General features: G+C 76.0%; 7 protein-coding genes. 2 read left to right on the top strand and 5 right to left on the bottom strand.

The genetic code is table 11. From position 1 onward, the window contains the following. Nucleotides 1-82: 82 nt before the first annotated feature. The 5 genes from WDV06_RS27280 to WDV06_RS27260 all read right to left on the bottom strand — a co-directional run bounded on the left by WDV06_RS27280 (nt 83) and on the right by WDV06_RS27260 (nt 4,284). The gene (locus tag WDV06_RS27280) at nt 83-310 is read right to left on the bottom strand and encodes a hypothetical protein (RefSeq protein ID WP_395512439.1); all 228 of its coding nucleotides are present in this window, start codon (nt 308-310) and stop codon (nt 83-85) included. 61 nt (nt 311-371) lie between these two features. Further along, the gene (locus tag WDV06_RS27275) at nt 372-1,277 is read right to left on the bottom strand and encodes a hypothetical protein (protein WP_395512438.1); all 906 of its coding nucleotides are present in this window, start codon (nt 1,275-1,277) and stop codon (nt 372-374) included. A gap of 194 nt (nt 1,278-1,471) precedes the next feature. Continuing rightward, a complete protein-coding gene (locus WDV06_RS27270) occupies nt 1,472-1,771 on the bottom strand; it encodes a hypothetical protein (RefSeq protein WP_395512437.1) in 300 nt (99 codons plus the stop codon). A 47-nt stretch (nt 1,772-1,818) separates the two neighbouring features. Next, entirely contained in the window at nt 1,819-2,238 is a 420-nt protein-coding gene (locus WDV06_RS27265; RefSeq protein WP_395512436.1) for a hypothetical protein, read from the bottom strand. Nucleotides 2,239-2,349: 111 nt separating this feature from the next. Beyond that, nucleotides 2,350-4,284, bottom strand: coding sequence for a hypothetical protein (locus WDV06_RS27260; protein ID WP_395512435.1), 1,935 nt, complete (start codon nt 4,282-4,284; stop codon nt 2,350-2,352). Between the two features lie 128 nt (nt 4,285-4,412). Between WDV06_RS27260 and WDV06_RS27255 the strand changes: the two genes are divergently transcribed. Both WDV06_RS27255 and WDV06_RS27250 read left to right on the top strand, forming a co-directional pair. Beyond that, nucleotides 4,413-4,775 carry a hypothetical protein gene (locus WDV06_RS27255; RefSeq protein ID WP_395512434.1) on the top strand — a complete coding sequence of 121 codons (363 nt, stop codon included), beginning with the start codon at nt 4,413-4,415 and terminating at the stop codon, nt 4,773-4,775. 287 nt (nt 4,776-5,062) lie between these two features. Further along, entirely contained in the window at nt 5,063-6,604 is a 1,542-nt protein-coding gene (locus WDV06_RS27250) for an AMP-binding protein (protein WP_395512433.1), read from the top strand. Nucleotides 6,605-6,693 lie beyond the last annotated feature (89 nt).

Raw genomic sequence — 6,693 nt, 5'->3', positions numbered from 1 at the left:
CCCCCCCCCCCCCCCCCCCGCCCCCCCCCCCCCCCCCCCCCCCCCCCCCCCCCCCCCCCCCCCCCGGCCGGGCGCGGCGCGCTCAGGCTTCGCCGCCTTCGCCCTCTTCGCCCTCGGACGCCGGGCGAACCCGGTCGTCCGGGCGCTTCCCGCACTGCTCGCGTTCGGCTTCGTCGAGCTCGCGCATCCGGCGTTCGACGCCTTCGTGCAGACTCTCGCGCTCCGGCGACGCGTGCTTCGACCCGGGCCGCCGGATCATCTCGCGCAGGCGGTCCGCACGTTCCTTGCGTTGCTGGGCGTCGTCACTCACGACGGCCTCCCTGGCAGGCGGGCTGAGGTGGTACGGGACCGATTGTCCTCCTCACCTCCTCTCACTTCCCCTTGGGCTTCGCCTTCGTCTTGGCCTTCCCCTTTCCCTTGGCCGTGAAGGCCTCCGCCGCCGGGTTCGACTGCTTCAGCCGCCCGATCTGCGCGCGCCACGCCTCGGCCCGGGCGCCGGTGGCCTCGTGGGCGCGGGCCCTGAGGGGCCGCGCGGCCAGGTAGGGCTCGGAGGAGGGGCCGCTGGCGGCCAGCCGGCTCACGGTCTTGGTCTGCGCGTCGATGGCCTCGCGGATGCTGCCGCCGCCCGACAGCTTGCCGAGCTGGCGGAACGCCGGAGCCTTGCCCTCGAACCAGGTCTGCTGCCACCACTCGTCCGAGACCGGGTCACGCCAGGAGATGTACCCGCCGCGCAGGATCGTCCGGGGCGCCGCGATGTGACCGCCGAAGCTGTAGCGCACGCCCGGGACGGTGACCGGATCGTAGAAGCGCGGGGTGAAGAAGTCGGAGACCAGCATGCCGTTGACGGTGTAGCCGAACTCCTCGGACTCCGAGGGGTCGGACACCTCCACGAGGAACTCGACCTGCCCCTGGTCGGGGTGGGGGGACTTGCCGGAGACCACACGGTTGCCGAACGGGTCGCCCAGCATCTCCAGCATTTCGTGGCTGGCCGTGAGCGACCAGCTGTCGCTGTACTCGATCAGAGAGAACGGCTGTCCGTTCTCGTCCGTGTGGTACCCCGCCGCGCCGCTCAGCTGGTCGACGACGATCAGCGGCCAGTACCCGACGGGTACGTCCTCCAGCCGGTCGAACGCGTCCACGGTCGCGTTCACCTGCCATAGGGGTGCGAAGTCGCGCGTCGCCTGTTTCTGGAGCGCGGCGGCGACGCGGGTGAGCTGCGAAGGGGTGATCTGGTTGGTCTTGGTCTCGGATACGAGAGCGAGCTGGTTGACGAGCATGGTCGCGGCTGGCCTTCCGTTTCGGGACGGCGGCGGCGTGGAACCGATCCGGCTCCCCAGCGGCCAGACCCGTCGAGCGTGGCCGAACGGCGGCCCGATCGTGCGCGGACGCGTCCGTACCCGGGGGAAGACCAGCCGAACGGCGGTTTACCGCAAGGCGTTCACCCGAACCCGATGCGCGCCCGCCCCACCCGTCACATGGCGCTCGTCAGCAGGATCACCGCCACCGGCGGGCCGAGGGCGGCCCGACCGGCCCAGCGCCCGGCGACGGCCGTCCCCGGACGGGCGGACAACAGCCGGGACGCCACGACCAGGAGCGGGGCCACCGTCCAGGACGACCACCACAGGGCCGTCGTGACGGCCACCGTCCCGGGACGGGCGTCCGTCGCCATCGGGGCGAGGCCACCGAAGAGGAAGGCCACGGGGATCAGGGCCACGGTCCAGGCCGTCGTCCACATCGACGCCCCCTGCGGGTCGAGGTTCGTTTCGCGCATGGACCCAGCTCATCGGATTCCCGGCCCGGCCGCATGAGCGGATGTACTCAGGCCGCCCCGGGCTCCGTACTCGTCCCCGCCTCCCGCGCAGGGCCGCGCAGGGCCAGTCCGAGCCCGGCCCCGCAGCCGACGACGAGGCCCGCGCCGTGGTGGTCGGCCGGCAGGCAGAGGACGAGACCGGCCGCGGGTACGAGGAGCGCCCCCCGCCGCAGCGGGGCGGCGCCGCCGCGCACCGCGTACCGGGCGGCGAGCGCGCCGACGAGTCCGCAGATCGCCACGGAGTCGCCGCCTCCCCGGACGCTCCACCCGGCCGTGCTGACCGCCTGCGCCGTGACCCCGCTCGCGGCGAAGACCGGCAGCATCCGCCGGGTGCCGAACCGCACCGCCCGCCACCTCTCGCCCTGCGGGCGCCGCGCCGGCGCGTCGATCACGGACGGGAAGACCGTCTGGACCACCCCCGCGGCCACCGGTCCCGCGGCGGCCTTCGGTGACGGGCGCCGCCACGCCAGTACCACGGGCAGTGGGGGAGGGACGTCCCCGTGGCCCCGCGGCTCCGCCCCGGCCCGCCTGCCGCGGCCTCAGTCACGGCCGCCGCCCCGTCCGTCCAGGGCGGTGATCACCGCACCGCTGCGCAGCCTCGCCGTCAGGGCGGGCGGGGGAGCGGGGGGCGCGGGGGCCGGGACGGCGAGGGTGCGTCCGGGCGTACGGGAGTTCAGCGATCCGGTGGCGGTGATCTCCGCGACCTCCCGGCTCCCCGCGGCCAGCTGGTAGCGGCGTCCGGACGGAGCTCGCCAGAGGGCCGCCGCGAGGACGTGCTGCCCGAACCGGCCGCAGGCGGCCGTGGACCGGGCCCGCGCCACGTCCAGCGGCGCCCCCGACGGCGGCCGGAGCCTGATGAGGACGTCGCCCTGCCCGGTCCAGTGGGTGGCCCGGGTGCAGGACCAGACGGCCCGGCCGGGGGTCTCCGGCAGCTCGCCGACGGCGAAGTCCCACAGGTTGACCGCCCGGACCGAGCGCCCGTCCAGTTCGCCCAGCGTGCAGGCCTCCTGGGCCCAGCGGGTCAGGGCGGCGGGGCCGGTGGCCTCCCGGGGCTGCCGGGCCGGCGGCGCGTCGGCCCCCTCCGGGGCCGGGGTGTAGGTGAGGTGGACGGGGAGGAGTCCGCCCAGGTCGGCGAGGAGGAAGGCGTGCTTCTCCACGATCCGGGGCGAGGAGGCGACCTCCAGGACCGGGAGCGGCCCGCAGCCCCCGTTCCCGGAGCCGCCTGGGCCGCCAGCGCCCACGGCGTCGTCCGGCGGCCCGGTGGTGACCGTCCCGTCCGGGCCGACCGGAAGGGGCCGGACGGCGCCGGTGGGGGCGGTGAGGTCCCGTACCCCGGCGGTGGCGATCCAGGGGGCGAGGAGCCGGCGGACCGTGCCCCCGTCCCGGGTCAGTGTGACGGCCGCCGCCGTGGTGACCCCGGCGTCGTCGGTCCGGGCGACGTCGAGGCTCCGGCGGTCTCCGCGCTCGGTGTAGCGGACGACGCGGTCGGCGTCGAGGAACACCACGACGGCGGTTCCCGGCCGGGGATCCCCGGCGAACAGCAGCTGCGGCGGGTGCCCGGGAGGCTCCGCCGACGCAGCCGGCGCCACGGAGACGGCCGTACCGGACGGCGGGGCGGCCCACGTGCCGAGGGCCCGGGTCAGCAGCGCCCGGTCGCCGGTCCGCGTTCCGCGGGCCGGCCAGGCCGTGAAGTCGACCCGGCCGGTGTCGGACCAGGCTTGCGCGGGGACGCGCACCAGGTGCGCGGGGTCGAGGGCGGCGCGGGCGGCGGGCGCCCCGGCGTACGTGACGGGAGGCCCCGCCTCCGGCCCGGCCAGGCCGGCCCGGGTCAGTCCGGCGGCCAGGAGCAGGACGGCGGCGGTGCCCCAGGCGGCGCGCACGCGGGTGCGGCGCAGCAGCAGGTCGGTGGGACGCGTGTGCACGTCCGCCGGATGCGGGCCCCCCTCCCTCCCGCCCGGGCCCCCCGCCGCGGACCCACCGCCCGCGCCGGCCGCCGGGTCGGCCGCGGCCGCGCGGGCCACCCGTACGGCGTCCGCCGGGTCAGGGGCCCCGGCCTGCTCCAGCACCCCCGCGGCGGCCTCCCCGTCGAGCCCGTCGAACCGGCACAGCACGTACGCCGCGCGGGCGTACGGCTCCAGGGCCGCCAACGCGCGGGCCGCCTCGTCGAGCCCCTCGGCGCTGGGCCACATCCGCAGTCCCCACACCCACGGGGGCAGCGGTCCGCGCAGCCGGCCGGCCGCGTGCCGCACCACCTCCGCCCGTACGGTGGCCAGGGCGTCCCCGTCCCGGCGCACCCGGCGCCCCGCGGCCCGCAGGGAGCGCTGGACGGCGCGGTGGGCGCGCAGCAGCCGCGTGTGCCGGTCGAGTTCGGACGGCAGCACCAGGTAGGCCAGGCGCAGCAGCTGGGGGTAGCGCTCTACGATGACCGCCTCGGCCTGGCGCAGCCCGGTCCCGGAGCCTTGACGTAGTCCCACGCTGCGGACAACGAGAGGATCATGGGATGGTCACACCCCCCGCTGTCGGTGCCGGGCCCTGTGATCCGTACGTACGTACGTGCGTGCGTGCTTCCTGGCCCTGGACGGGCACTGCAACGAGGCGGCGGGTGATCGCGCTCGACCAGCGTGGCACCGGCACCTCGCGGTCGGTCCGGTACCGGTGCCGGGCCATTCCCCGGGCGGGGAGGGACGGGGGCCGGGGCTTCGCCTTGGACGCCGACGGCACCGTGGCGTCCCGGCGGGCGCTGTGCGGCGGCCATGGGGACGACTGGACGGCGGTGTCCTGCCCGACCCCGCCGGTCCGCGGGACGGAGAGCGACGAGCCGGCGGCCGGACACGCCCGGCACGTGGCGGCCCGCCGGGGCGCGGGCGCCCGCCTGGTCGAGCTGACGGCCGGTCACGTCGTCCACCACGACGCCCCGTCCCGCTCCGCCGCCGAGGTCGACCGCTTCCTGTCGGAGCCCGCCTGAGCGACGCGCCGGGCCCTCACACCCGGCCCGGCCTGGCGGGGCATTGGGCCCCCTGGGGCCGAGCACCGGGAGAGCGCGCCGCACGTCACCCGGCGGGTCGACGAGCCGGAGCGGCGCGGGCTGGTGCGGCGCGGCGTCGGCCCCGGCGACCGGCGGCCCCCGGTCGAGGCGACCGCCGGTGCCCGGTGCCCGGTGCCCGGTGGCCGGATGTCGGCGTCCGACTTGGGCTTGTGGATCACCGGCCGTTACCCTCCACCTAGTTGCTCAAGTCAACCAATAGGATCGGTATGGACGGCACCACCCCACACTTCCACAGCCACGTGGAGGAGATTCTCGACGTCTTGGCCAAGGAACCCGCCCGTGAGGCCCTCGTCCACGGGGACCGGCGCATCGGCGCGGGCGAACTGCGCGGCCTCGTCTACGCCATGGCCCGCGCGCTGCGGTCCCAGGGGATCGGCCGCGGCCACACGGTCACCCTCCTCTCCGGCAACCTTCCCGAGACCCTCGCGGCCCGCTACGCCGCAGGGCTGCTCGGCTGCGCCGTGAACCACCTCTACGGCGGCCTTTCGGCCGATGTGCACGCCGACATCCTCCGCGACGTCGAGACCCGCGCACTGATAGCGGACCCCGCCCACCACGAGCGCGCCGCCGACCTGGCCCGCCGGGTGCCGCTCGACCGGGTGCTCGTCCTCGGCGGCGGCACCGGCACGGGCGTCGACCTGCCGGCGCTCGCCGCCGGCGCCTCCACCGAGCCCTTACAGGGCGAGGCGCGCCCGCAGGACATCTGCACCATCCGCCACACCGGCGGCACCACAGGCCATCCCAAGGCCATCTGCACGACCTTCGGGCAGTGCGCGTCCATCGGGCCGCGCTGGCCGCAGGAGGAGCCGGTCAGGACCCTGGTGTGCACCACCCTCGCCCACGCGGGGGGACTCATGGCGGACACCACGCTGCTCGGCGGCGGCACCGTCGTCCTGCTGGACGGGTTCGAAGCCGGCGCCGTGCTCGACGCCGTCGAGCGCGAACGCGTCACCCACATGTTCCTGCTGCCGCCCCTGCTCTACCAGTTGATGGACCACCCCCGGATCGACCGGGCGGACACCTCCAGCCTGCGCGTGCTCACCTACGGGGGCTGCGCCTCCTCCCCGGCCCGGCTCGCGGCGGCGGTCCGGCGCTTCGGCCCCGTACTGACCCAGTTCTACGGCCAGAACGAGGCGGGCGGCATCAGCCTGCTCACGCCCGAGGACCACGACCCGCGCCGCCCCGAGCTGCTGCGGACCGCCGGGAAGCCCATGGAGGGCGTCGAGGTCGCCGTCCTCGACCCCGGCGGACGGCACCTGCCCGCCGGCGAGCACGGCGAGATCTGCGTACGCTCCCCGCACGTGATGAAGGGCTACTGGAAGCAGCCCGAACTCACCGCCGAGGTCCTGCGGGACGGCTGGCTCCACACCGGTGACATCGGCTACGTCGACGCGGACGGCTACATCACGATCGTGGACCGGCTCAAGGACATGATCGTGGTCGTGGGGGGCCACGTGTACACCGTGGAACTCGAAGACGTGCTGAACTCCCACCCGCAGGTCCTGCAGAGCGCCGTGCTCGGAGTCCCCGACGCCAACCTCATGGAACGCGTCCACGCGGTCGTCGTCCGCACGCCCGGCGGCGACGTCGGCGAGGAGGAACTGCGCGCCCTCGTACGGGAGCGGAAGGGTGCCATGTACGAGCCCGCGCGCATCGCCTTCGTCGACGCTCTGCCCCTCACCGACGCGGGCAAACCGGACAAGAAGCTGCTCCGCAGCCGCGCGCTCCCGCCGACCGGAGCCGCGTGACCCCGGCCGCGTGACCCCGGCCGTGCCAGGACGGCCGGTTCGCGTCCTTGTGGCGGAGGCCCGGGAACAGGAGGATCCCCCTCGACCCG

The organism is Streptomyces racemochromogenes, from assembly GCF_044129415.1.
GTDB classification, from domain to species: Bacteria; Actinomycetota; Actinomycetes; order Streptomycetales; family Streptomycetaceae; genus Streptomyces; species Streptomyces racemochromogenes_A.
This window is presented reverse-complemented; position numbering and strand designations above follow the sequence as displayed.

Excerpts from the sequence above, each read along its gene's own strand:
- WDV06_RS27250 (WP_395512433.1), top strand. The coding sequence starts at position 5,063 with ATGGACGGCACCACCCCACACTTCCACAGCCACGTGGAGGAGATTCTC.
- WDV06_RS27275 (WP_395512438.1), bottom strand. The coding sequence starts at position 1,277 with ATGCTCGTCAACCAGCTCGCTCTCGTATCCGAGACCAAGACCAACCAG.
- WDV06_RS27270 (WP_395512437.1), bottom strand. The coding sequence starts at position 1,771 with ATGCGCGAAACGAACCTCGACCCGCAGGGGGCGTCGATGTGGACGACG.